The following is a 23,996-nucleotide window of genomic DNA, read 5'->3' on the forward strand; positions in this document are numbered from 1 at the left end:
GGCCGTTTACGCCACAGGCAGGACAAGGCAACTGTTTGGCATCACACGACACCTCAAAATCAATCCGGCGTTTGGCCGTAGCGACCTGCTACGGTCGAGCTCGTGTCCGAATGTCAGACTTGACCCCCGGCGGTTTTAGCGGGCGCGCCAGACGGCTTTGCCGGCTTCGGCTGATGGAGACAGGCGGGCCGCTTCCTTGCGGGCGCGGGCGGCGTCCAGGGTGGCGACCACTGCGCCCTCTTCCGCTTGCTTGCATGCGCCGGCGGCCACCGCCACCTTGGCCTGCACCGCCGCCAGCGCTTTTTGCGCGGCGGCGTGACGACGGGTTTCCAGTTCCAGCAATTGCTGTTTGGCGGCGGTCATCGCGGCGGTGGTGTCGGCCACCTTGCGCTGCATCGCGGCGTGCGCCTGGGCGGTTGCCAACAGCGCCCGTTGTGCCGCGGCCTTGTCGGCCGCCGCTTGCACGGTGGCTTGTTCGGCCAGCTCGCGCTGCTGCATGGCGTCGGCTTCGGCCTGCTCGGCGTCGGCGCGCTGACGTGCGCAGGTGGCCACATTGCGTTCCGCTTCCAGGCGACCGGCGATCGCTTTCGATGCGCGGATTTCCGAGGCGGTGGTCAGGCGTTGCTGGGTCAGCTTCTGGTCGATCAGCGCCAGCGATTGACGTTCGGTTTCGATGAATTCACGCTCGGCCAGCAACAGCGCTTCGGCGGTGGCGGCCTTCTCCTGCTCGACGCGGGCGCGCTCGGCATGCACCACGCCCAGCTCGACCGCCAGGCGGGCCTGCGCCGCCAACGCCTGCCCGGCGATGGCTTTCTGTTCGGCTTCCAGCGACACCTGCGCGGCCATCTGGCGTGCGGCGTCGGCTTCTTTTTCGGCGGCGGCGGCCAGGCGCTGCTCGGCTTGCTGCTGCTGGCGATAGGCCTCGGTTTGCGCGCGCTCGGCGGCGATACGGTGTTGCGCGGCGTCGCTGGCGTCCTGCTCGGCATCGAGCTTTTCCTTCAGCGCGGCGATCGCTTGCTGCTCGGCGGCGGCGCGGGCCTGCTCGGCTTGCAGCAGCGCCAGCGCCTGTTCGGCCTTTTGCGTGGCGACAGCGTTGGCCTGGTTCTGCGCCTCGACGTGCAGCGCCAGCGTGGCGATCTCCTGCTGTTCGGCGGCGTTCTGGCTGGCGGCCAGCTCGGCGGCGGCGCGCGACAGGGCGGCGCGTTCTTCGGCCAGCCCGGCGGCGCGCTGTTGTTCCAGGCTGCCGCCGCGGGCGGCTTCGGCGGCGGCTTCATCGGCGGCCTGGCGCAGCTTGGCTTGCGCCAGCGCCAGCGTCTCGGCTTCGACCTTGGCGTGGGTTTTCAGTTCGGCTTCCTGCTCGGCCTGCACGCGGGCCAGCGCCACGGCGCGCAGCTGGCTGTCCACTTCGATGCGCGCTTCGGTCGCGGCCAGGATGCTGGCGTCGGCGTCGCGGCGCGCCTGGGCGCTGGCGGCGGCCACCATCTCAAGGCGCTCGCGCTGGAGCGCGGCGTCGCGGATTTCTTTTTCGGTTTGCAGGCGCAGATGCAGCGACTGCGCGGCGCTGCGCTCGGATTCGGCCTTGGCCAGCGCGATCTGCTCGCGCTCCTGCTCCAGGTGCGCCAGCGCGCGGGCCTCTTCCAGCGCGCGCACTTCGGCGGCGGCGCGGTTGAAGGCCGATTCGAGCGCGATCTGGTCGGCGCGTTCGCGCTGCACGGTCAGGTCCAGCGCTTCGGCTTCGGCCTGCACCAGCATCTGTGCGGTCTGGCGGGCGGCGTAGGCGTGGCGCTCGCGTTCGCGCGCCATGGTCGCCACGCGGGCGTCGGCGGAGGCGATGCCGACCACTTCTTCCTTGGCGGCCTGCACGGCGGCCACGCGCTCCACCGCCTGCAGACGGGCTTGTTCGGTTTGGGCCGCCAGTTCCTCGGCGGCGCGCGAGGCTTGCTCGGCCAGCTCGGATTCGGCGGCGATCTGTTCATGGGCGCGCTTGCGGCTTTCGTTCTCGGCCTTGGCGCGCTGTTCGGCGGCCACGCGGATCTGGGTGTCGGCTTCGACCCGGGCGCGCAGTTCGGCGGTCTCTTGCTTGACGGCGTCCAGGCGGGCCACGCTGGCCTGGGCGGCGGCGCGCAGCGATTCGAGGCGCTCGCGGTTGGCGGCGATCGCCTCTTCCGACGCTTGCGCATTTTGCAGCGCGACGGCGGCGGCGGCGGCGTCCATCGCGGCGCGGTCTTCGGCCAGCGAGCGGGCGCGGGCTTCGGCGTGGGCGCGGTTCTCGGCGGCGCAGGCGGCCTTGGCGTCGGCTTCGACGCGGGCGATCGCTTCCTGGATCGCCTTCATTTCCATCGCGGCGCGCGGCGTGTGGGTGGCTTCGTCCGGGTCTTGCAGCGACATCATGGGGAGCCGTGCGGCGCCATCTTGTGCGCTGTCTTGTTTGGCCATTTGTGCTTGCATGAGGATTCTCGCTAGACGATATGTCCCGGCACCAACCGGGACTTCTGAGTTCTCATTATCATGCAAGGAGCAGGCGGGCCGAACCGCAAGCAGAGCGGGAAATACCCGCCAATTCGGCAGATCCTAGATCTTGGGCACCGGGGCCTGCCGGCGTTTTTCCATCTCGTCCTGGCGATCTTTCTCGACCAGCGCCTCCAGCGCTGCGGCTTCGCGGCTATGCGCAACGAAGTCCACCATGCTGACCTGAATCTCCTGGAACTCCGCGCCCTGGTTCTTAAACTCCGTCAGCATGACGGCCACCGTCTGACGGCACATCTCATAGCTTTTGGCGAAACCGTTGTAATTGACATTGCCGGCCACAGCCACCTTGCAAACATCCGGGCTGTCATTGGGCTTGTAGCGATTCGACTCCAGGGACATCCATTCAAGCGGCCCCAGCTGGCCACCGTGTTTGGTGACCGGCCCGTATTTAGCGATCAGGGCCTTTTCCATTTCAGCGCGCGATACCGGCTGGTCGAACCGCTCGCGGCGCGCGATGGCCTCCACCGTGCTCGTCTTCTGTCCAAAACCGACCTTGACGTAGCCCTTCTCATTCGGCAGCGCGCCAGGCCTCAGCACCAGATATTGGTACTCGCGCCTCTGCGGCCGGGCCGGCATGCCGAGCCGCGCCACATAGTCCTCCTTGCCGACCAGCTTGTAGCCCAGTCCGGTGAGCACTTTGTCGATTTGCGCCGGCGTATCGCCGATTTTGATACCCAGGGTTTCCATCACGGCGGGCGATTTCTGCGCGTGGGCGGCGGCCGTCAAGGACAGCAACAGGGCGAATGACAGACTACGTTTCAGCATGGTTTTCCTTTGGAAGGTCGGATGCTCACGATGAGTATCACATCAACCTTGCCAATTTTACACCAGCCTGAAATCGGGCAGCGCTCCGATACGGCCGCCCCGTCGCTAGATCGGCAGCGGCGGCTCGTCCATCAGCGAGATCTGCTCCTTCAGCTCCAGGATGCGGTCCTGCCAGTAGCGCTGGGTGTTAAACCACGGGAAAGCCACCGGGAAGGCCGGATCGTCCCAGCGCCGCGCCAGCCAGGCAGAGTAATGGATCAGCCGCAAGGTACGCAGCGCTTCGACCAGATGCAGCTGGCGCGGATCGAACTCGCAGAAGTCCTCGTAGCCGGCCAGGATGTCGCACATCTGGCGCACCTGGTCGGTGCGCTCGCCGGACAGCATCATCCACAAATCCTGGATCGCCGGACCCATGCGGCTGTCGTCGAAGTCGACGAAGTGCGGGCCGGCGTCGGTCCACAGGACATTGCCGCCGTGGCAATCGCCGTGCAGGCGCAGCTGCGGCAGCTCGCCGGCGCGCTCGTAGCTGCGGCGCACGCCGTCCAGCGCCTGCGCCGCGACGCTGGCGTAGGCCGCCCGCAAATCGGCCGGAATGAACTGGCTGCCCTGCAGGAACTCGCAAGGCTCGACGCCGAAGGTGGCGATATCGATCGCCGGCCGCTGCAAATACGGCTTGATCGCGCCAACGGCGTGGATGCGGGCGATGAAACGCCCGGTCCACTCCAGCACCGACGGATCGCTCAGCTCGGGCGCGCGGCCGCCATGGCGGGTGAACACGGCAAAGCGGAAGCCGTTGAAGTGATGCAGCGTGGCGCGGTCCGGGCCCAGCGCCAACGCCGGCACCACCGGGATCTCGCGCGCGGCCAGTTCATCGGTGAAAGCGTGTTCCTCCAGGATGGCCGCGTCGCTCCAGCGGCCGGGACGATAGAATTTCACCACCAGCGGCTTGTCGTCCTCGATGCCGACCTGGTAGACCCGGTTTTCATAACTGTTCAGTCCCAGCAGGCGGCCGTCGCCGCGCAGGCCGATGCTGTCGAGCGCGTCGAGCACGCATTCGGGATTGAGCGCCGAATAAGGATGCGGCGCCTGTTCCTGCTGGCTGTCGGCCGCCCCGGTGAGCGGGTCGGCCATGCTGGCGGCCAGGGCCGCGGCGCGGGCGTCTTCTGCTTCGTCGTCGAAATGATCTTGGTTCATCCCCGCATTGTACGGGGCGCGGCGTGTATACTGTCGGCTTCAATCCAATAAAAAGAGCAAGCCATGCAACTCGACCAGCCACTGAGCGAAAAAGAATTCGACGAATTAGACAACTTCCTGTTGTCCGACCGCAGCCCTGAAGATGCCATGACGATGGATATGCTGCACGGCTATCTGACCGCCATCGCCATCGGCCCGGAACCCATCATGCCGGTGGAGTGGCTGAAGCGGGTGTGGGGCCAGGAAGACACCGACGTCCCGAAATTCAAGAACGACAAGGAAGAGGAACGCATCCTCAACCTGATCATGCGCTTCATGAACGAAGTGCTGGTGACGTTCGAAGTGGCGCCGAAGGAGTTCGAGCCGCTGTTCGTCGAACACGAGCACGAAGGCCAGACCCTGATCGACGCCGAAGCCTGGTGCTGGGGCTTCTGGGAAGGCATGGAGCTGCGTCCGGGTTCGTGGGACGAGATCTGGGAATCGGACATCCAGGAACTGATGAAGCCGATCTACCTGCTGGGCGCCGACGAGATCGAGGAAGAGGAACTGCCGCTGGTGGAAGATCCGGTCAAGGCGCACAAGCTGGGCCAGGAACTGGAAGCCAACCTGCCGGCCATCTACAAGTTCTGGGTACCACGCCGCAAGCCGGCCGTGACCACCCTGGTGCGCGACGAGCCCAAGGTCGGCCGCAACGACGACTGCCCTTGCGGCAGCGGCAAGAAGTACAAGAAGTGCCACGGCGCTGATACGGCAGAGTAATACCCCTCCCCACGCGTGGCGCATGCCGGCAACTGCCGCCGGCCGCCACGCTGTCCGACCCCGCATCATCCCGGCTTACCTGCCTCCCACGCCAGCCACGGAAATTGGAGCGCCGCCTCTACGGCAGGCGTACTTCATTGCTTCGCGACATGGTTCCCCTTAAGATATTAATATTATTAGATTTTTATTAAAATCATGGCGCTTAGCCTGGGATACGGAACGATACGATGAAAAATTTGAACGCCCTGGTCCTGTCACTCCTGTTGACGGCATCCGGTCTGGCCTGGTCCGATCCGGCCCCGGTCAAGCAGGTCAGTGACAAGCTGGTCATTGAGTTTCAACCGGGCACGCCGGGTCGGGTGTCGTACCTGAAAACGGCCAAGACCACTTTCGAAACGCCGAATGCAAAAATCGGCACCTTGCAGGATGGCTGGCGTTGCGGCAACAGCAGCGACATCATCTGGAACGAGAAGGCGTACAAACTGTTCAGCCGCAAGCTCGCCGCCTCGCTCCACGGCGTGCTGGAGAAGGCGCATTATCCGACGCCGATTTCGGTCGACACCATTTTCGATACGCCGACCGAAAAGGAGCGGCCCAAGGCCATGCCGGAATTGCAGATCGGCGCCTTGCTCAAGGATGTCTCGGCCAACCTGTGCCTGAAGGACCACGGCGGCATCGGCGGCGTCTACATGAAGGTGTTTTGGCAGGTCTATTCGCCCGAAGTCAAGAAGGTGGTGTTCGAAGCCCTCACCGAGGGCAGCTTCCAGACCGCCGCGGCGGAGGACATTCCGGTCGACCAGATTTTCCTGCGGGCCTACGAGCAGGCAGCCAAAAACTTCCTGGCCGAACAGGGTTTTTATAACGCGGTGACGCGACCGAGCACGCCGGCGGAAGCGGCGCCGAAGCCGGCCACCCCGGAACGGCTGACGCTCAACCGCATCAAGCCGGCGGCCGAGCCGCTGACCAAGCGGGTCACGCCGCTGCGCTCTTCCGTCCCCACGGTGGTCACCGCGACCTCGACCGGCAGTGGATTCTTCATCAGCAGCGACGGCTATCTGCTGACCAACCGGCATGTCGTCGGCGCGGACAAGATGGTCAAGATCAAGCTGCCGACCGGACGCGAATTGATCGGCGAAGTGTTGCGCTCGGATGTGGCGCGCGATGTCGCGCTGATCAAGACCGAACCGGTGGGCGTGCCCGCGCTGTCGATCCGCGAAGACGAACCCAACATCGGCGAAGAAGTGTATGTGATCGGTTCGCCCTTGGGCGACACTTTCAACACCTCGCTGACGCGCGGCATACTGAGCGGCTACCGGGTCCTGGGCAAGCAGCGTATGCTGCAGAGCGACGTCAGCATCCTGTCCGGCAGCAGCGGCGGTCCGCTGCTCGATGCCGGCGGCCGCGTGATCGGCATCTCCGTGTCGCATCTGACCGACGCCAGGACGATGGCGGGCATGAATTTCTTCATCCCGATTGGCGACGTATTGACTACCCTGGGCCTGGATCTGAAGTAGCGCTTAACTTAAGTTATCCGCCTGCCGAAAATTGTCAGCGCCCGCCTGACAATTTTTGTCCATCGCTGGCAAATTTTGTCGGCCCTCGGCCCAAATCAAACACTTAGCGACTGGCACGGATGTTGCCAGTTGACTCCCGTCGCTTGAAAAAACAATGGGAGAAGTCGATGTCATTTTTACCAACACGTATCTGGCCGGTGGCCTGCCTGCTGAGCCTGAGCGGCTCGGTATGGGCCGCCACCGCCACGGTGGAGAGCACCGCCAAGGGGCCTGTCGCACTGGGCAGCAAGGTCTGGTTCCTCGGCCGGGTCGATGGCCAGGGCGTCTACATGAATTTCACCGTCAACGGCATCCCAGGCGGCAATGCCACCTACGGCAAGCTCAATTCGCAGAACGGCGAGTACATCGCGCCGTCCGTGCTGCCGTCGAATGTCACCATCACGATCACCGGCACCACCACCAAGGATGCCAAGCTGGGCGCCAACCTGTCGGCCAGCACCACGCTGACCTTGAAGAAGGCGGCCACGCCGACGCCAACCCCAAAGCCCACACCTGAACCAACGCCGCACCCAACGCCCACGCCTGCGCCTGCGCCAACACCGACGCCAACGCCAACGCCGGCACCCGCGCCAGTCCCGCCGCCGATCGGCCAGCAACCCGCGCCGGACGCCGCCAGGATCAGCGCCGTGCGCCTGCTTGAGCAAGCCACCTTCGGCGCCGCGCCTGCCGACGTGGCCGCGATCAAGGCCAACGGCCAGGCCGCCTGGCTCAAGCAGCAATTCGCGATGCCGGCCAGCGCCATCCCCGTCACCACCGACATGAAGCTGCTGCAAAACACTTGGTACAGAAACATGGCGTCCGGCCCGGACCAGCTGCGCCAACGCATGATCTTCGCGCTGTCGCAACTGTTCGTCGTCTCGGCCGACAAGAACCCCTACGCCAATGAAATCCAGCCCTGGCTGAGCACCATCTCCAACAACGCCTTCGGCAACTTCAACACGCTGCTGCGCGAGATGACGCTCAATCCCGCGATGGGCAAATACCTCGACCTCGGCAACAGCATCGCGCCGTCGCCGAACGAAAACTACGCGCGCGAAGTGATGCAGTTGTTCACGCTGGGCCCGGTCCTGCTGAACCAGGACGGCAGCGTGCAGACCGACCGCAACGGCGATCCCATCGCCACCTACGACCAGGCCCGCATCAGCGACTTCGCGCGCGCCCTGAGCGGCTGGACCTATGCGGGCAGCAGCGCCACCGGCATCAACTGGGAAAGCTTCACCGGCCCGCTGCAACCGCGCGACAAGTTCCACGACAAGGGCAGCAAGACGCTGCTGCTGGGCGCCGTGCTGCCTGCCGGCCAGAGCGCCGTGCAGGACATGGACGGCGTGATGCAGAACCTGTTCCAGCACCCCAACCTGCCGCCCTTCATCGCCACGCGGCTGATACGCGCCTTCGTCACCAGCAACCCCAGCCCGGCCTACATCACCCGCGTGGCCGACGTGTTCGCCTACGGCGCGGCCGGACGCGGCGACCTGCAAGCGACGCTGACGGCCGTGCTGACCGATCCCGAAGCGCGCCAGGACCAGCCTGGCGCCACGCAAGGCCACCTGAAGGACCCGATGCTGCAATCGATCGGCCTGTTCCGCACCTTGGGCGCGAGCGTCACCGATCCGACCAATCTGTTCTGGGACTACTTCCTGCTGGGCCAGAAGATCACCGCCGCGCCGAGCGTGTTCAACTTCTACTCGCCGATGACGCGCCTGCCCGGCTCGCCGCAATTCTACGGCCCCGAGTTCCAGCTGTACGCGCCCAGCCTGGCCGTGGCGCGCGCCAACTTCCTGTACAAGTTCATCTCCGGCGCATACAAGGGCATGGTCAACGTCGACATCACGCCGTTTGTCAGCGTGGCCGGCAACGCCACCACCTTGATCAACCTGGTCGACGCCACCTTGCTGGCGGGACGCATGTCGGCCACCGCGCGGCAGGCGATAGGCACGGCCGTGAACGCCTCCTCCGACCCGCGCCAGCGCGCCATCACCGCGCTCTACCTGGCCGCCATCAGCGCCGAATTCGCCGTTGCACAATAAGGACACGACCATGAACCAGCACTCACCCTCCCGCCGCAGTTTCCTCGGCGCCAGCGCGCAGACCGGCTTGATGGGCGCGCTCTCCGCCCTGGGCCTGACCGGCGTGGCCACGCCGGCCAGCGCCGCCGTCACCGACTACAAGGCGCTGGTCTGCCTCTACATGTTCGGCGGTAACGACGGCAACAATATGATCGTGCCGCTCGACGGCACCCGCTACGCGCAATACAACGCCATCCGCGCCAGCCACGGCCTGGCCTTGTCGAGCGCGGCCAACACGCTGCTGGCCGCGCGCAGTGCCACTGTGCAGGCGACCGCGAATCCGGTGACGCAGGCGTTCGGCTTCCACTACGGCATGCCGGAGCTGGACGCGCTGTACGGACAAGGCCAGGTGGCCGCCATCCTCAACGTCGGCAACTTGCGCCAGCCGCTGAGCAAGGCGCAATACCTGGCCGGCGCCGGCGTGCCGTCGCAACTGTTCTCGCATCCCGACCAGACCATCCAGAACCAGGCCGGCACGCCCTCCTCCGCCGCCACCGGCTGGGGCGGACGTCTGCTCGATGTGCTCGGCACCGGCGGCCATCTGGACGCGATCGCGGTCGGCGCCGGCGGCTTGTTTGTCGAGGGCGCCACCACGCACGGCAATCTGTTGCCGGGCAACGGACAGCTCGATCTCGCCGGCATGAATTTCTGGCCGCAGAAAGAAGCCGACGCGCGGCGCGCGGCGCTGGTGCAAATCCTGTCGGCGCAGAACCCCAACCTGATCGCCGGCGCCGCCAACAAGGCGCTGCTGAACGGCATGGACCTTGTGGCCGACCTGAAGAACGCCAACGCCGGCGCGCCCTTGTCCACCGTGTTCCCCGGAACCTCGCTGGGCCAGCAGTTGAAGACGGTCGCGCAGCTGATCCGCATCCGCTCGCAGCAGGGACCGGGACGGCAGGTGTACTTCGTTTCGCAGGGCGGCTTCGACACCCACGGCGGCCAGGCCTACCAGCAGTTCGACATGCTGCGCCAGGTATCGCAGGCGCTGGCCGCGTTCCAGCTGGCGCTGGCGGAGATCCACGCCGCCCAGCAGGTGACCAGCTTCACGATGTCCGAATTCGGCCGCACCCTGCAGCCCAACAGCGGCGGCACCGATCACGCATGGGGCAATCATCACCTGGTAGTCGGCGCGGCGGTCAAGGGCGGCCTGTACGGCCAGTTCCCCGACTTCACGCTGGGCGGCAAGGACGACGCCACCGGACGCGGCGCCTGGATACCGCAGTTCTCCAACCAGCAATATGGCGCCACGCTGGGCCGCTGGTTCGGCGCCGATGCCGACATGCTGCAGAACCAGGTCTTCAAGAACGAACTGGCAAGCTTCCCGCAGGCCGACCTGGGATTCATGCTGAGCTGACGCCATCATTTGTCGCGTATTTTTAACATTCCTGTCCGCCGCAAAAACTTCGTTCCCGTCAGCAAAACAACCCTGCTATAGTGAATTGGTGCTATTAATCAGGGAGTTGCATGTCGTCGACGCGCGCCGGCCGGAGGGATGTATGAAATACCTGCTTTGCTGCCTCGTCCTGGCCTGCCGCCTGGGCTCGGCCTCGGCCGACACCATCACCCTGGGCGCGGAAGACGACTGGGCGCCGTATTCGTCGGCGGTGGAGCGCAGCGCGCGCGGCTTCGCGGTCGACGTGATCCGCGAGGCCTTTGCCGCCGTCGGCGTCACCGTCAACTTCGAAGTGCTGCCCTACGCCCGCTGCCTGGACGACACCAAGCGCGGCCGCCTGGTCGGCTGCTTCGACGCCGTGCCCAACGCCATGATAGGCGGCAGCTTCCTGTGGCACAAACACCCGCTGTTCACCACCCACATGAACGTCTACGCGCTGAGCGACTCGCCGGAAAACGGCTTGACCGCCCGCCATCTGGAAGGCAAGACCGTGGGCGTCGAACGTGGCTATGAATACGGCGACGAGTTCGACCTGAACACCAAAATCGTGCGCCGCATCGTCGACAAGAACGTGCAGGGATTCCGGATGCTGCTGGCCAAGCGCATCCAGTACATGGCGGCCGAAGAACGCATCGCGAAAGCCCTGTTCATCAAGGAGGCGGCGGAATTCGGCGGCAAGTTCAAGCTGGTGGGCACGGTCGCCACGCCCGGCCTGTTCATCGCCTTCAGCAAAGCGGGGCCGGACGGCGCCAAATATCTCGCTCATTTCAACCGCGGTTACACGATCATTCGGGACAATGGCCGCTACAAGGCGATTGAGGCCATCTGGTTTTAAGTCGCCAACGGAGGCCACGTGCAAGCGGTACCAGCCAAGCTCGGTCTACAGTCGCCTTCGGGTAGGGATGGCGGTCCGCCCGCGGCACCGCTGCTGTCCGGCGACTCCATCGCCGCGCGCCTGCTGCGGATTATTTTCTGCTGCTACTTCATCGTGACCGTGGTGGTCACGCTGGTGCAGCTGGCGGCCGAGTACAAGCACACCAAGGAACGCGTGGTGCTGGAGATCCGCGCGATGCAGCAAACCTTCGGCCCCGGCATCGCCGACGCCATGTGGCGCTTCAACGACGACATCCTGCGCGGCATCCTGAGCGGCATGAGCGAACTGCCGGTGGTGGCCGGCATCAAGGTGGCCGACGACCACGGCAAGCTGGTGCGCGCAGTCGGCACCGTGCTCGATCAGGGCGTCAAGGTACACGCCGAGGCCGACGGCCATCTGAAACCGGAGCCGGCCAGCGACGGCTTGTTCGCGGAAATCTTCAGCCAGGACTTCCCCATCGTCTACAACGACGAGAACAGCCAGGAGCGCGTGATCGGCACCTGGACCGTGTATTCGAACCAGCGCATCATCGTCAAGCAGGTCGAGTACGGCTTCATCCTCATCCTGGTCAACTCGGTCATCAAGACTTGCGCGCTGTGGTTCATCTTCCTGTTCGTGGTGCGGCGCTACCTGGGCCAGCCGCTGCGCCAGTTGAGCGAGTTCGTCGGCCAACTGAACATCGACAACCTGGGCGACCGCGTGTTCGTGCTGAACGACCGCGGCCACCACGAGCTGCATCTGCTGACCAACAAGCTCAACGAAATGATCGCCAACATCAAGGCCTCGGTGGCGGAGAATGAACAGCTGTACCGCCAGCTGCAAGTGGAGCAGACCGCCACGCGCCAGCTCAACGAATCGCTGGAACGGCGCGTGGCCGAACGCACGGCCGACCTGGTAACGGCCAACAAGGATTTGGCCCGGGCCATCGACACCTTGCGGATCGCGCAGGAGGAATTGGTCAACAGCGAAAAGCTGGCGGCCTTGGGCTCGCTGGTGGCGGGCGTCGCGCATGAGTTGAATACGCCGATCGGCAACGGCCTGCTGGCGGCCACGGTGCTGGCCGACAAAACGCGCCAGTTCGCCAGCAACTACAGCACCGGCCTGACCCGCAGCACCACCGAAACCTACATCAGCGAGATGACCCAGATCACCGAGCTGGTGGTGCGCAATATCGCCCGCTCGGCCGACCTGGTGACCAGCTTCAAGCAGGTGGCGGTCGACCAGACCAGCTCGCAGCGACGCCGCTTCTACCTGTCGGCCGTGGTCGCGGAAAATATCAAGGCGCTGCGGCCGACGATAAACAAGACCGCCTACGTCATCGAGCAGTCCATCCCGGACGACCTCATCATGGACAGCTATCCGGGGCCGATCGGCCAGGTGCTGATCAACCTGATCAACAACGCCATCGTGCATGGCTTTGCGGGACGCAGCAAGGGCACCATCACGATCGCCGCCAGCGCGGCCGAGGATGGCTGGCTGGAACTGCGCGTCGGCGACGACGGTGTAGGCATCGCGCCGGAGCACCTGGGCCGCATCTACGATCCCTTCTTCACCACCAAGCTGGGCGCGGGCTGTTCGGGGCTGGGGCTCAACATCAGCCACAACATCGTGACCGGCCTGCTGGGCGGGAAAATCCGCGCCGCCAGCCAAGTCGGCGGCGGCACCACCTTCGCGCTGCACCTGCCGCTGGCGGCCCCGCGCCACGACGAACTGCCTGCTGCTGTAGAAACCTGATCCTTGGTGGACCCAACGCCATCATGGTTGCAATACCTAGCTCTCTCCACCGCCAAGAACTATCTGGTGTATCAATCGCTGTGGCCTAGCTAGAAAAAAAACCCGCTTTGCAGCGGGTTCTATACTGATCCTATGCCGCCAACCGCCCATGCCCACCGGGCCTTCCATCTGGCGAATCAGGGTCACTATTTTTTTCGGCCGCCTTCGATGCCTTCAAGTTTGCATACTCAATGGCGATTTTCTTAAATTCAGCTTCGGCGAAACGCTTAAGTGCATCGCGCATCAATGGCTGATAACCTAAGCCATGGAACTCTGCAATCTTCTTATAGTCCTCGATCAGTTCCTTTTGCAGACGTATGGAAATCATCTGCAATCCAAGGCCATCATCAAGTTGTTGTTCCGTTTCTTTTGAGGCAGCTTTTGCGTGCGCCTCGTCACGACCCAGCTCGCCGTCTTCCCATGCCTCAGGCGTACCTTCGATTTTTGGGATGCTCATGATACTCTCCTGTGTGCTTTCATAACTACTATACTTCCGTTACTTACCCTTAGTTTCATAGATGCGAATTTCGTCTTTATTCGCTTCGTATGCAGTGATGATGTGACAGTTACCGTCACGCATTTGAAAAACAACTTTTAGCAATCGCCCCTTGCGCGTCTCCGCGACAAACCACAACGTTGGGGGATTACGTTTGTGATCTTCGCGTTCGTCGGTCAGCAATACTCCACACCGATTATCAAAGCACTCAGATATTTCTTCGCGAGTGACTCCATGCTTGTGCTGTAGCTTAGTGCTGATAGTCGCTGAGATGATAATTGAGATCACATTCTCCCCCTGTATATACAAAATATACGTCGAAAATTTCATGCAATCAACAAATATGGCTATTTTTTACAAAAAATACTGAAATGATTTGCATTTAACAACAAAATGGAGGCGAAATCTGCTCCCTTCAAATCATCATTGTATATACACTATGCTATCCCATACTTTGACGGCGCACAATTGCCATCATTTGTCCGTGGGCGAACCGCAACCAAAGACTAATCTCCTGATTTGTCACTCATAGCTTCCACCGCTTTGCGCCGTGTTTCTCACTCGGAATTGGTTTGAGTCTGATTGCCAAAATCGGTGTCAACCTCAACCTTTAACCGAGCAGCAAAGCGACATCCCCATCCTGCGTCAGTTGGCGCCAGCCGGACTACGCAGCCGGGCGATTCCTTTGACCACGCTTCCCAACCCGACGAACAGGACCAGCAGGCCGACCGCGTTCTGCATGGTCCACTAGCGTCGATGAAATGGTAGGGGTACATGCCGATCAACTCGCCGCGCAGTAAGACGTAGGCAAGTAGACCGTCGGATCGACGCTCCAGGCCAATGGCGTCAGCGTGGCGGCTTGCTGGCGCGGCGCGTGCAAGATCCAGTACGCGAACAGCGTCAGCGGCACGGCACAGTGCAGCGTGATGTCGGCCACCCACTACCCGCCTTGGGGATTCCACACATGGCGCAGCAGGAAATGGGAGGCGATGCAGACAAACACGATGGCCGTCGTGGCGCAGCTCAGCGTCGAGTCGGAGGCAAACCAGCGTCCCGCCCGCGTGCCGCCGACCGCCAACGGCAGCGTCAACACCAGCGCGACGAAGAGATTGCTCGTGATCGTAAAGAAGCCAAAGTACAGTACTGCACCAGGCTGTCGGCCAGCGACTTGCCGCCGCGCAGATACAGCCACAGTTGCAGAACCAAGCCAAACCACGCTATCGCGGCAATCAGAGGCGATGCGATACGATCGCGGGGGCTGGGCTCTGTCGTTATTGGATCATTTATTCAACCGTCAATTCTTCGGGGATGTTGTAGACGAAGGCTTTGCTGTCGAACATCAGTTTCCACGTCTTCGCCTCCAACGGCGCGCCGTATTGCGTGCCTTTGACGCTGACCGTCAGCGGCCCCGGTTGCGGGCCGACGACGTCGGCGGTGCGGTAGGTCCAGCGGCTGTGCTCGCAGCGCATCGGTTCGGTATCGTCCATCGTCTCGGCTTCTTGCGCTGCCGGCTCGGTGCTGGCCTGCTCCTGGCCGCCCATCGCTTCCACCGCCTTGCGCCAGGTCTCGTGGTCGGCATTGGCCTGGGCGCAATCGCCCGGCTCGGCATCGACCGAGGCCTTGAATCGGGCCAGCAAGGCGATCTCCTCGCCATGCGGCGCCAGCATCACATTGCTGACCATGACCTGCTCGGAGACCGGACGGGTGCCGGTCTGGACCTTCAGCACCCAGCCCCAGGTGCGCTCGGACAGCGCTTCAAAGCGCACCTTTTCGGGCGTCACCGGCACATCGCTCTCGTAACGGAACGCCGAGCTGATCTCGACCAGTCCGCCGCCGGGTTTGGTGTCGGGACGGATCTGGAACACACCGTAGAAATTCCGGCCATTGCCTTTCAGCGACACACCGCTGGCGGCGAAGAACAGCTCGTCGCTCGCGCCCACCGCCTCAATCCGCGCCTGCTGGATCACCCGCACCAAGAAGGGCTCGTTGGACTCGTCCACATACACCCAGCCCTTTTTCTCCGCCGAGTACTTGCCGTAGGTGCGCGTCATCGCCTCGTCGATGGACGCCGCCTCGTCGATCTTGATCAGCTGCGGCTCCGAATTGGCCTTGATGACTGCCGCCACCAGCAGCGCGATCATCAGCACACCCAGCACCGCCAGCGTGTACAGCACGTAGCGGCCCCACTTGCGGCGCTTGGGCGGCGGAGGGGTAAGCACGGGAGTTGCTTCGGTGATGCCGGGTTCGATCAGATCAGACATGAGAATTCCTGCAAAGAGGTTGCTATTTTAACATTTGCAGAATTGTAATACTAAAAAGAAAAACCGTGCGCGCGATAGGCGTGCGGCGTCACTTGACCACCGTGGCCACCCACTCGCGCAGCGGGACGCCGCCAGGCACGCCACGGCACAGATTGGACTGGGCCATGCCCACCAGCTGGAAGCCCTGCGCCGTCCACACCCAGTCCCAGAAGCCGCCGCAATCGAAGATGCCTCGGCCCTTGGCATAGCTGTTCAACTTGCCGTCTTCAAACGAGGCGTTCATCACGCCGCCGCCCTCCATGCCCGGCGGGTCCATGGGTTTGGGGTCGTAAGGCGGCTTATCGCGGGCGATCCACAACCCGTAGGAGGATTGATACGCGGCGCGTTCGCATTCCAGCACCAGCAACACTTTCCCGCCGGGCAGGCGGTGGATGCTCTGGTCGGCGTTCGAGTCCTGCAGGTCCGCGCCGCATGCGGCGGGCCCGATGGTCTTGACGATGGCGGCCAGCAGCTTGTCATCGCCCTTTTGCGCGGGCGGCAAGGCCAGCGCCCGCAGCGTCGGCGGCGCCAGCGGCGGCAACACCGCGCTGGCCGGCCGCGTGCCGGGCTTGACCAGCGCCGTTACGGTGCCCACCCGCCCCTGCAGATCGTCCATCTTCAGCAAGACCGCCCTCAGGCCGGCCAACGACAGCAGCCACTGGTGCTTGCCGTCCGACACCTTGGCCGACTCGGCGTTCTGCAACTGCGGCATCAGGCGCGCGAGCTGCTCCGCCGTCAGCACGGCTTCCGACTTCAAGCCGCCCAGCGCCAGCTTGCCGACGGTGATGGTCAGAGGACCGGCGTCCTTGTTGTCGGGGGTGACCACGATCAGCTTGGCCTCCAGCGCGGCGGCGGCGCCGGCATCGCGCCCCAGCCACAGGGCCACCGGCGCGCTTTCCGACTCATCGGTCTGGAAACCCGCCGCCTCGCAGCGGCGCGTGTTGTCGCAGGCGATTTCCCAATCCTTGACGCCGAAATTCACGGCGCCGGCCGACGCCGAGGCAGCCAGCGCCGCCGTTATCAAAACAAGTTTCAATTTTCCCATGATTTTTCTCGCAGGCGAAAAAAAACAGGTTCGACGGAACCTGTTTCGGTGATGCGCGCAGCTTACAGCTTGATGAAGTGCTCGCGGTAGTATTTCAGCTCGTCGATCGACTCGATGATGTCGGCCATCGCGGTGTGCTTCTGGTGCTTCTTGAAGCCGCCGACGATTTCCGGTTTCCAGCGCTTGCACAGCTCCTTGAGCGTCGACACGTCGATATTCCGGTAGTGGAAGTAGGCTTCCAGCTTCGGCATGTAGCGCACCATGAAGCGGCGGTCCTGGCCGATGGTGTTGCCGCACATCGGCGCTTTGCCCTTCGGCACCCACTGCTTCATGAACTTGATCAGTTCCTCTTCCGCCTGCGCATCGGTCACGGTCGACGCCTTGACGCGTTCGATCAGGCCGGAACGGCCGTGCGTGCCCTTGTTCCAGGCGTCCATCTTGTCCAGCGTCTCGTCGCTCTGGTGGATCGCGAACACCGGGCCTTCGGCCAGCACATTGAGGTGCATGTCGGTGATCACCACGGCGACTTCGATGATACGGTCGGTGTCCGGCTCCAGACCGGTCATTTCCATATCGACCCAGACCAGGTTAAATTCATTCTGGCGCGGGGTGATGGCCTCGGGTGCGGAACCTTCTGGCAATTCGTTAGCTTGTGACATAATTCTCTCTTGGCTTCATTAATCCGAATCCGCCATTTTCTCACAGGCATAGAATGTATTCACTCGCGTTTTCGATTTTGTTTGTATCTTTCATCATTTTGACGCTGGTCGTGCGCTTCTGGCTCGCCTCGCGCCATATCCGCCATGTGCTGGCCCACCGCAGCGCCGTGCCGGCCGAATTCGCCGAGAAAATCCCCCTTGCCGCCCACCAGAAGGCGGCCGATTACACCGTCGCCCGCACCAAGTTCGGCCTGTTCACCCTGCTGGTCAACACCGTGGTGCTGGTCGGCTTCACCTTGCTGGGCGGCCTGCAATGGCTGGCGGTCGAGATCTTCAAGCTGACCGGCCCCGGCATGGTCTACCAGCTGACTCTGCTGGGTGCCTTCGCCCTGGTCAGCGGCATCATCGACCTGCCGTTCGACTACTACAAGCAGTTCGGCCTGGAGCAGCGCTTCGGTTTCAACAAGATGACACCCGGCCTGTTCTTCGCCGACATGCTCAAGGGCCTGCTGCTGGGCGCGGCCATCGGCCTGCCGCTGGTGTGGGTCATGCTGACCTTGATGGAAAAATCCGGCAACCTGTGGTGGCTGTACGCCTGGCTGGTGTGGAGCGGCTTCCAGCTGTTGATGATGGTGCTGTTCCCGACCGTGATCGCGCCGCTGTTCAACAAGTTCACGCCGCTCGAAGACCAGTCGCTCAAGGCCCGCATCGAAGGCCTGATGAGCCGCGTCGGCTTCGCCTCCAAGGGCCTGTTCGTGATGGACGGCTCCAAGCGCAGCGCCCACGGCAACGCCTACTTCTCCGGCTTCGGCGCCAACAAGCGCATCGTGTTCTTCGACACCCTGCTGTCGCGCCTGCAACCGCAGGAGATCGAGGCGGTGCTGGCGCACGAGCTGGGCCACTTCAAGCTCAAGCACATCATCAAGCGCATCTGCATGATGTTCGCGCTGTCGCTGGCCTTCCTGGCGCTGCTGGGCTACCTGAAGAACCAGCTGTGGTTCTACACCGGCCTGGGCGTCGATCCGCTGCTGCTGCCGGGCCAGGGCAACGACGCCATGGTGCTGCTGCTGTTCATGCTGGCGCTGCCGGTGTTCACCTTCCTGTTCGGCCCGCTGACCTCGATCAGCTCGCGCAAGCACGAGTTCGAGGCGGACGCCTTCGCCGCCCGGCACACCGACGCCCGCGACCTGGTGTCGGCACTGGTCAAGATGTATGAGGACAACGCCTCAACCCTGACGCCCGATCCGCTGCACTCGGCCTTCTACGACTCGCACCCGCCGGCCAGCGTGCGCATCCGTCACCTGCACGCGGCGGCCGCATGATCAACACCCACGCCGATCTGCTGAACCGCAACTGCCATCCGGCCAAGGACGCGCTCAGCGCCGACGACGCCGCGCGCCTGGTCGCGCTGCTGCCCGGCTGGTCACTAGAAGACGGCAAGCTGGTCCGCACCTTCAGCTTCACCAATTACTATCGCACCATGGCCTTCGTCAACGCGCTGGCCTACCTGAGCCACGCGGAAGACCATCACCCGGAAATGACCGTGACTTATAAAAACTGCATCGTCCGCTACGACACCCATTCGGTCAACAACGGCCAGGGCGGCTTGTCGAACAACGACTTCATCTGCGCGGCCAAGGCCGGCGTACTGTTCCATTCGACGGCGGCCAAGCAATGAGCAATCCCACCCAACTGCGCGCCATCATCATCGCCGCCCACGGCCGCCATTATCTGGCCGAGGCGGACGGCGCCAAGCTGCAATGCGTCACGCGCGGCAAGAAGACCAACGTCGCCGTCGGCGACCAGGTGCGCATCACGTTGACCTCGCCCGACCAGGGCGTGATCGACAAGATCGAGGAACGCAAGACCCTGCTCTACCGCTCGGACCAGTACAAGTCCAAGCTGCTGGCGGCCAACCTGACGCAGCTGTTCATCGTCGTCGCCACCGAGCCCGGCTTCGCCGACGACCTGGTGTCGCGTTCGCTGGTGGCGGCCGAGGCGGCCGGCATCACCGCCCGCCTGATCCTCAACAAGACCGACGTCACCGAATCGCTGGCGCGCACCCGCGAGCGCCTGCAACCGTACGCCTCGCTGGGCTACCCGGTGCACGAGGTGTCGGCCAAGGCCAAGCCCGACGAAGCGCTGGCCGTGTTGAAGCCGCTGCTGGCCGGCCAGTCGTCGATCCTGATCGGCCAGTCCGGCATGGGCAAGTCCTCGCTGATCAACCTGCTGGTGCCGGACGCCGACATCGCCGTGCGCGAAATCTCGGCCGCGCTCGACACCGGCAAGCACACCACCACCTTCACCCGCCTGTACCAGCTGCCGGAACTGGGGCCGGATTCATCGATCATCGATTCGCCCGGCTTCCAGGAGTTCGGCCTGTACCACCTGAGCGAAGGCATGCTGGAGCGCGCCTTCGTCGACTTCGAACCCTATCTGGGCCAGTGCAAGTTCTACAACTGCCGCCACCTGATCGAGCCGCAATGCGCGATCCTGACCGCCGTGGCCGAAGGCAAGATCGCCAAGATGCGCCACACCTTGTACGGCCAGCTGTTGCATGAATCGTCGCAGACCCTCTACTAAAAAAACAATTGTAGTAGCTCACGCACAACGTGCATTTGAGGACTATAATTCCTCAAGGCAATTATCCGGCCCGAGGATAGCGATGGACATGTTTGCGGTCGACGACGACGTAGCGCACTGGGAAGCGGCCCTGCTGCCGCTGCGCGGTCCTGCGCGTTTGCCGGTGCTGGTGCCGCTGGCCTGGCACCTGCGCCAGCGTGACACCATGCGCGCCGTCGCCCTGGCCACCGAGGGCCGCCAACTGCTGCCCGCCACCGCCCTGTCGCAGGACGACATGCGCCTGGTCTCCGCCCGCCTGCTGCTGGTGCAGGCCGAAGCCATCTGGCTCGCCGGCGAACTCGATGACGCCGCCGTGCTGGCCGAACAGGCCTACGAACAACTGTGCCAACTGGGCGACCACCAGGGCTGCGCCGACGCCCACTGGCTGCGCGCCTGGATCGCCATCGACCGCGGCGACCACCGCGCCGGCGAGAGCGAATTGGAACTGATGGCCGCCGCCGCCCGCCAGGCCGGCGACGCCCAGCGCGCCGACATCGCCGAAGCGGCCATCGCCCGCTGGGCCGTGCTGCAAGACCATCGCTCGGCCGAACGCCGCTGGGGCCAGCGCTTCGCCACCGACCAGGCGCCGCAGCATCCCGGCGCAGCGGCCTGGGTGTACGACTTCTTCGGCCTGTCGGCCAGCCAGCACAGCGACCACGGCGCCGCAGCGCGCCACTACATCCACTGCTACGAGACGGCGCTGGAGACGGGCCAGGTGCGCATGGCCGTCATCGCCGCGATCAACATCGGCCTCAATTTCACCATCCTCAACGACCACCACTCGGCGCTGGAATGGATGCAAAGCGCACTCGATCTGGCGCGTCCCACCGGCTGGCCGCGTAGCATCGGCGCCTGCCTGATGCACACCGCCGAAACCATGCGCCGCCTGGGCCGCCTCGACGCCACCGAGGAGCTGCTGCACGAAGCGCTGCAGATCATGACGCCGTTGCCGGGCGCGCGCAGCTACGCGCACGCGCTGTCCTACCTGGGCGACCTGGCGCTGGACAAGGCCGACTACCCCGGCGCCCTCAACGCCTTTCACCGCATGGCGGGACGCGCCGACGCGCTGGGCCAGGCCGACTTCCAATCGATCGCGCGGCGCGGCCAGGCGCACGCGCTGTGCTTCCTCGACCGCCCGCAGGAAGCGCTGGAGATGGCCGAGCGCGCGGTCGAACTGGCGGCCGAACAGGCCAACCGCGACAACCACGTCGCCGCGCTGCGGGTGCTGTCGGTGATCCACGAACGCCACGCGCTGCCGCCGCCGGCCGGCATGACCGAGCAAAACGCCACGCTGCACTATCTGCACCAGGCGCTGGAGGTGGCATCCGCCATCGACGGCTACACCCTGCCCGGCGACCTGCACGACGCGCTGGGCCGCGAGTACGCGCGGGTCGGCGACTACGCCAAGGCCTACGCCGCGGCGCAGGCGGCGGCCGCCGCGCGCCAGAAGACCCACAGCCAGGAAGCCACCAACCGCGCCATCGCCATGCAGGTGCACCACCAGACCGAGCACGCGCGCGCCGAGGGCTTGCACCACCGCGAACTGGCGGCCTCAGAGGCGCGCCGCGCCGAAGTGCTGCAGCAGACCAGCGCCACGCTGGAGCGCCTGTCGGCCATCGGCCAGGAGATCACCACCCACCTCGACGCCGCCGCCGTGTTCCAGGCGCTGACCCGCCACGTCCAGGGCCTGCTGCCGGCCAACAGCTTCGCCATCTACCTGTGCGACGCCGGCGGCGAGACCGTCAGCCGCGCCTTCGGCATCGAGAACGGCCACGCGCTGCCGACCAACACCATCGACATCGACAACCCGCGCGCCAACTCGGCGCGCTGCGTGCGCGAGCGGCGCGAGATCTATGTCGAGGAAGCGGGACCGGACGACATCTTCCTGGCGCCCGGCACCGAGTTGATGGTCAGCGCGCTGTACGTGCCGCTGCTGGTGGGCGAACGCGCGCTGGGCGTGATGACGGTGCAGGCCATGCACGCGCGCGCCTACGGCGAACGGGAACGGCTGATCTTCCGCACGCTGTGCGCCTACGGCGCCATCGCGCTGGACAACGCCGAAGCCTACCGCCAGCTGAAGGACGCGCAAACCCAGCTGGTGTCGCAGGAGAAGCTGGCGGCGCTGGGGTCCCTGATGGCCGGCGTGGCGCACGAACTCAATACGCCGATCGGCAACAGCCTGCTGATCGCCAGCACGCTGATACAGAAAACCGAGGAGCTGGAAACGCAGGTCAACGGCGCCGGCCTGCGCCGCTCCGAGCTGGCCAACTACCTGTCCGACGCCCGCAAGGCCCACGAGCTGGTGATGCGCGGCCTGACCAGCGCGGCCGATCTGGTCAACAGTTTCAAGCAGGTGGCGGTCGACCGCACCACCGAACAGCGCCGCGAGTTCAACCTGCAGCAGGTGTCGCACGAAGTGATCGCGACGATGATGAACCGCATCCGCGCCGCCAACCACCGCATCGAGATCGAGGTGCCGGAACTGATCTCGATGGACAGCTATCCGGGGCCGTTCGGCCAGGTCATCGCCAACTTCATCAACAACGCGCTGCTGCACGCCTTCGCGCGCGAACGCAGCGGCGGCATGTGGCTGCACGCGGCCACGCCTGCCGAGGGCCGGGTGCTGATCACCTTCCGCGACAACGGCGGCGGCATCGCGCCGGAACACATGTCGCGTATCTTCGACCCCTTCTTCACCACCAAGCTGGGACAGGGCGGCAGCGGGCTGGGACTGTCGATCAGCTACAACATTGTCACTTCGCTACTGGGCGGCCATATCAGCGTCCACAGTTCGCGCGACGGCACCGTCTTCACCCTCGACCTGCCCGTGACGGCGCCCGAGCACCAGACGGCGGCCGCCAGCCAGATCTACACTTAGCAACCGCAAGGCCGCGATACCTGTATAGACAGGAGATTCTGCGGCGATCCGCCCTATCTTCCGAATTGCCTTTATAATTGTTCGGCTAAGCCGGCCAGGCACCTCGCCCCACGCCCTGCTCTCCTGTCAGTTGTTAATATGTCTATCCAAAAACCGATCAAGCATTACCTGCAGTTTTCCGACTTCACGTTAGACGAGTATGAATACGTCATCGAACGCGCGCACCTGATCAAGCGGAAGTTCAAAAACTACGAGATCTACCACCCGCTGATCGACCGCACCCTGGTCATGGTGTTCGAGAAGAACTCGACCCGCACCCGCCTCTCCTTCGAGGCCGGCATGCACCAGCTGGGCGGCGCCGCGATCTACCTGAACACGCGCGACTCGCAGCTGGGCCGCGGCGAACCGGTGGAAGACGCCGGCCAGGTCATGAGCCGCATGTGCGACATCATCATGGTGCGCACCTTCGGCCAGGACATCATCGAGCGTTTCGCCGCCAATTCGCGCGTGCCGGTGATTAATGGCCTGACCAACGAACACCATCCATGCCAGGTGTTCGCCGACATCTTCACCTACTACGAACACCGCGGGCCGATCACCGGCAAGACCGTGGCCTGGGTGGGCGACGCCAACAACATGCTGTACTCCTGGCTGCAGGCGGCCGAGGTATTCGGCTTCCACGTCAACGTGTCGACCCCGAAGGGCTACGACATGGACATGTCGCTGGTCTCGACCGACCGCTACACCTTCTTCGAGAACCCGTCCGACGCCTGCCAGGGCGCGCACCTGGTCAACACCGACGTCTGGACCAGCATGGGCTACGAGGAAGAAAACGCCGCCCGCCTGAAGGCCTTCGACGGCTGGATCGTCGACAGCGCCAAGATGTCGCGCGCCGCACCGGACGCGCTGTTCATGCACTGCCTGCCGGCCCACCGCGGCGAGGAAGTCTCGGCCGACGTCATCGACGGCCCGCAGTCGGTGGTCTGGGACGAGGCGGAGAACCGCCTGCACATCCAGAAGGCGCTGATCGAGTACCTGCTGATCGGCCGCGTCGCCACCAACACCTAAC

The 23,996-nt window shown here is 64.2% G+C and carries 21 protein-coding genes; 11 read left to right on the forward strand and 10 right to left on the reverse strand.

Going from position 1 to position 23,996, the window contains the following annotated elements; genetic code table 11:
• Nucleotides 1-135: 135 nt before the first annotated feature.
• The 3 genes from KVP70_RS30700 to KVP70_RS30710 all read right to left on the reverse strand — a co-directional run bounded on the left by KVP70_RS30700 (nucleotide 136) and on the right by KVP70_RS30710 (nucleotide 4,488).
• Complete coding sequence (locus KVP70_RS30700; protein ID WP_229225204.1) at nucleotides 136-2,436, reverse strand: coiled-coil domain-containing protein; 2,301 nt, start codon at nucleotides 2,434-2,436, stop codon at nucleotides 136-138.
• Between the two features lie 135 nt (nucleotides 2,437-2,571).
• A complete protein-coding gene (locus KVP70_RS30705; protein ID WP_217946181.1) occupies nucleotides 2,572-3,294 on the reverse strand; it encodes a hypothetical protein in 723 nt (240 codons plus the stop codon).
• Nucleotides 3,295-3,399: 105 nt separating this feature from the next.
• On the reverse strand, nucleotides 3,400-4,488 hold the full coding sequence (locus KVP70_RS30710; protein WP_217946182.1) for a serine/threonine protein kinase: 1,089 nt from the start codon (nucleotides 4,486-4,488) through the stop codon (nucleotides 3,400-3,402).
• A gap of 63 nt (nucleotides 4,489-4,551) precedes the next feature.
• Between KVP70_RS30710 and KVP70_RS30715 the strand changes: the two genes are divergently transcribed.
• The 6 genes from KVP70_RS30715 to KVP70_RS35225 all read left to right on the forward strand — a co-directional run bounded on the left by KVP70_RS30715 (nucleotide 4,552) and on the right by KVP70_RS35225 (nucleotide 12,888).
• Entirely contained in the window at nucleotides 4,552-5,247 is a 696-nt protein-coding gene (locus tag KVP70_RS30715) for a UPF0149 family protein (protein ID WP_217946183.1), read from the forward strand.
• A gap of 227 nt (nucleotides 5,248-5,474) precedes the next feature.
• Nucleotides 5,475-6,761, forward strand: a complete 1,287-nt coding sequence (locus KVP70_RS30720) for a S1C family serine protease (RefSeq protein ID WP_217946184.1) — start codon at nucleotides 5,475-5,477, stop codon at nucleotides 6,759-6,761.
• A 167-nt stretch (nucleotides 6,762-6,928) separates the two neighbouring features.
• A complete protein-coding gene (locus tag KVP70_RS30725) occupies nucleotides 6,929-8,848 on the forward strand; it encodes a DUF1800 domain-containing protein (protein ID WP_217946185.1) in 1,920 nt (639 codons plus the stop codon).
• 10 nt (nucleotides 8,849-8,858) lie between these two features.
• Nucleotides 8,859-10,241 (forward strand): DUF1501 domain-containing protein, encoded by a 1,383-nt coding sequence (locus tag KVP70_RS30730; RefSeq protein WP_217946186.1) that lies wholly within the window; start codon nucleotides 8,859-8,861, stop codon nucleotides 10,239-10,241.
• Nucleotides 10,242-10,383: 142 nt separating this feature from the next.
• Complete coding sequence (locus KVP70_RS30735) at nucleotides 10,384-11,115, forward strand: substrate-binding periplasmic protein (protein WP_217946187.1); 732 nt, start codon at nucleotides 10,384-10,386, stop codon at nucleotides 11,113-11,115.
• An 18-nt stretch (nucleotides 11,116-11,133) separates the two neighbouring features.
• Complete coding sequence (locus tag KVP70_RS35225) at nucleotides 11,134-12,888, forward strand: sensor histidine kinase (protein WP_217946188.1); 1,755 nt, start codon at nucleotides 11,134-11,136, stop codon at nucleotides 12,886-12,888.
• Nucleotides 12,889-13,018: 130 nt separating this feature from the next.
• Here KVP70_RS35225 and KVP70_RS30745 read toward each other — a convergent pair whose 3' ends face one another.
• The 7 genes from KVP70_RS30745 to orn form a co-directional block, all read right to left on the reverse strand.
• Nucleotides 13,019-13,384 (reverse strand): hypothetical protein, encoded by a 366-nt coding sequence (locus KVP70_RS30745; RefSeq protein ID WP_217946189.1) that lies wholly within the window; start codon nucleotides 13,382-13,384, stop codon nucleotides 13,019-13,021.
• Nucleotides 13,385-13,423: 39 nt separating this feature from the next.
• Complete coding sequence (locus KVP70_RS30750) at nucleotides 13,424-13,753, reverse strand: BrnT family toxin (RefSeq protein WP_217946190.1); 330 nt, start codon at nucleotides 13,751-13,753, stop codon at nucleotides 13,424-13,426.
• Between the two features lie 451 nt (nucleotides 13,754-14,204).
• Nucleotides 14,205-14,360, reverse strand: coding sequence for a hypothetical protein (locus tag KVP70_RS34520; RefSeq protein WP_229225205.1), 156 nt, complete (start codon nucleotides 14,358-14,360; stop codon nucleotides 14,205-14,207).
• A 3-nt stretch (nucleotides 14,361-14,363) separates the two neighbouring features.
• Nucleotides 14,364-14,639 (reverse strand): Pr6Pr family membrane protein, encoded by a 276-nt coding sequence (locus tag KVP70_RS35230; RefSeq protein WP_332844201.1) that lies wholly within the window; start codon nucleotides 14,637-14,639, stop codon nucleotides 14,364-14,366.
• 67 nt (nucleotides 14,640-14,706) lie between these two features.
• Nucleotides 14,707-15,684 carry a hypothetical protein gene (locus KVP70_RS30760; RefSeq protein WP_217946191.1) on the reverse strand — a complete coding sequence of 326 codons (978 nt, stop codon included), beginning with the start codon at nucleotides 15,682-15,684 and terminating at the stop codon, nucleotides 14,707-14,709.
• Between the two features lie 88 nt (nucleotides 15,685-15,772).
• The gene (locus KVP70_RS30765) at nucleotides 15,773-16,768 is read right to left on the reverse strand and encodes a DUF1176 domain-containing protein (protein WP_217946192.1); all 996 of its coding nucleotides are present in this window, start codon (nucleotides 16,766-16,768) and stop codon (nucleotides 15,773-15,775) included.
• Between the two features lie 62 nt (nucleotides 16,769-16,830).
• The gene (gene orn / locus KVP70_RS30770; RefSeq protein WP_217946193.1) at nucleotides 16,831-17,427 is read right to left on the reverse strand and encodes an oligoribonuclease; all 597 of its coding nucleotides are present in this window, start codon (nucleotides 17,425-17,427) and stop codon (nucleotides 16,831-16,833) included.
• 53 nt (nucleotides 17,428-17,480) lie between these two features.
• Between orn and KVP70_RS30775 the strand changes: the two genes are divergently transcribed.
• From KVP70_RS30775 to argF, 5 genes are all read left to right on the forward strand, one after another.
• Nucleotides 17,481-18,749: a M48 family metallopeptidase gene (locus tag KVP70_RS30775; protein WP_217946194.1), complete on the forward strand. Its 1,269-nt coding sequence runs from the start codon at nucleotides 17,481-17,483 to the stop codon at nucleotides 18,747-18,749.
• Nucleotides 18,746-19,105, forward strand: coding sequence for a 4a-hydroxytetrahydrobiopterin dehydratase (locus KVP70_RS30780; RefSeq protein WP_217946195.1), 360 nt, complete (start codon nucleotides 18,746-18,748; stop codon nucleotides 19,103-19,105). Before KVP70_RS30775 ends, KVP70_RS30780 begins: the two co-directional genes overlap by 4 nt.
• On the forward strand, nucleotides 19,102-20,010 hold the full coding sequence (gene rsgA / locus KVP70_RS30785; protein WP_217946196.1) for a ribosome small subunit-dependent GTPase A: 909 nt from the start codon (nucleotides 19,102-19,104) through the stop codon (nucleotides 20,008-20,010). The genes KVP70_RS30780 and rsgA overlap by 4 nt, the downstream gene beginning before the upstream one ends.
• 82 nt (nucleotides 20,011-20,092) lie before the next feature.
• Nucleotides 20,093-22,927 (forward strand): ATP-binding protein, encoded by a 2,835-nt coding sequence (locus KVP70_RS30790; RefSeq protein ID WP_217946197.1) that lies wholly within the window; start codon nucleotides 20,093-20,095, stop codon nucleotides 22,925-22,927.
• Between the two features lie 138 nt (nucleotides 22,928-23,065).
• Nucleotides 23,066-23,995 carry an ornithine carbamoyltransferase gene (gene argF, locus KVP70_RS30795; protein WP_217946198.1) on the forward strand — a complete coding sequence of 310 codons (930 nt, stop codon included), beginning with the start codon at nucleotides 23,066-23,068 and terminating at the stop codon, nucleotides 23,993-23,995.
• Nucleotide 23,996: the final 1 nt, after the last annotated feature.

This window comes from Duganella violaceipulchra (assembly GCF_019166075.1).
Classification (GTDB): domain Bacteria; phylum Pseudomonadota; class Gammaproteobacteria; order Burkholderiales; family Burkholderiaceae_D; genus Rugamonas; species Rugamonas violaceipulchra.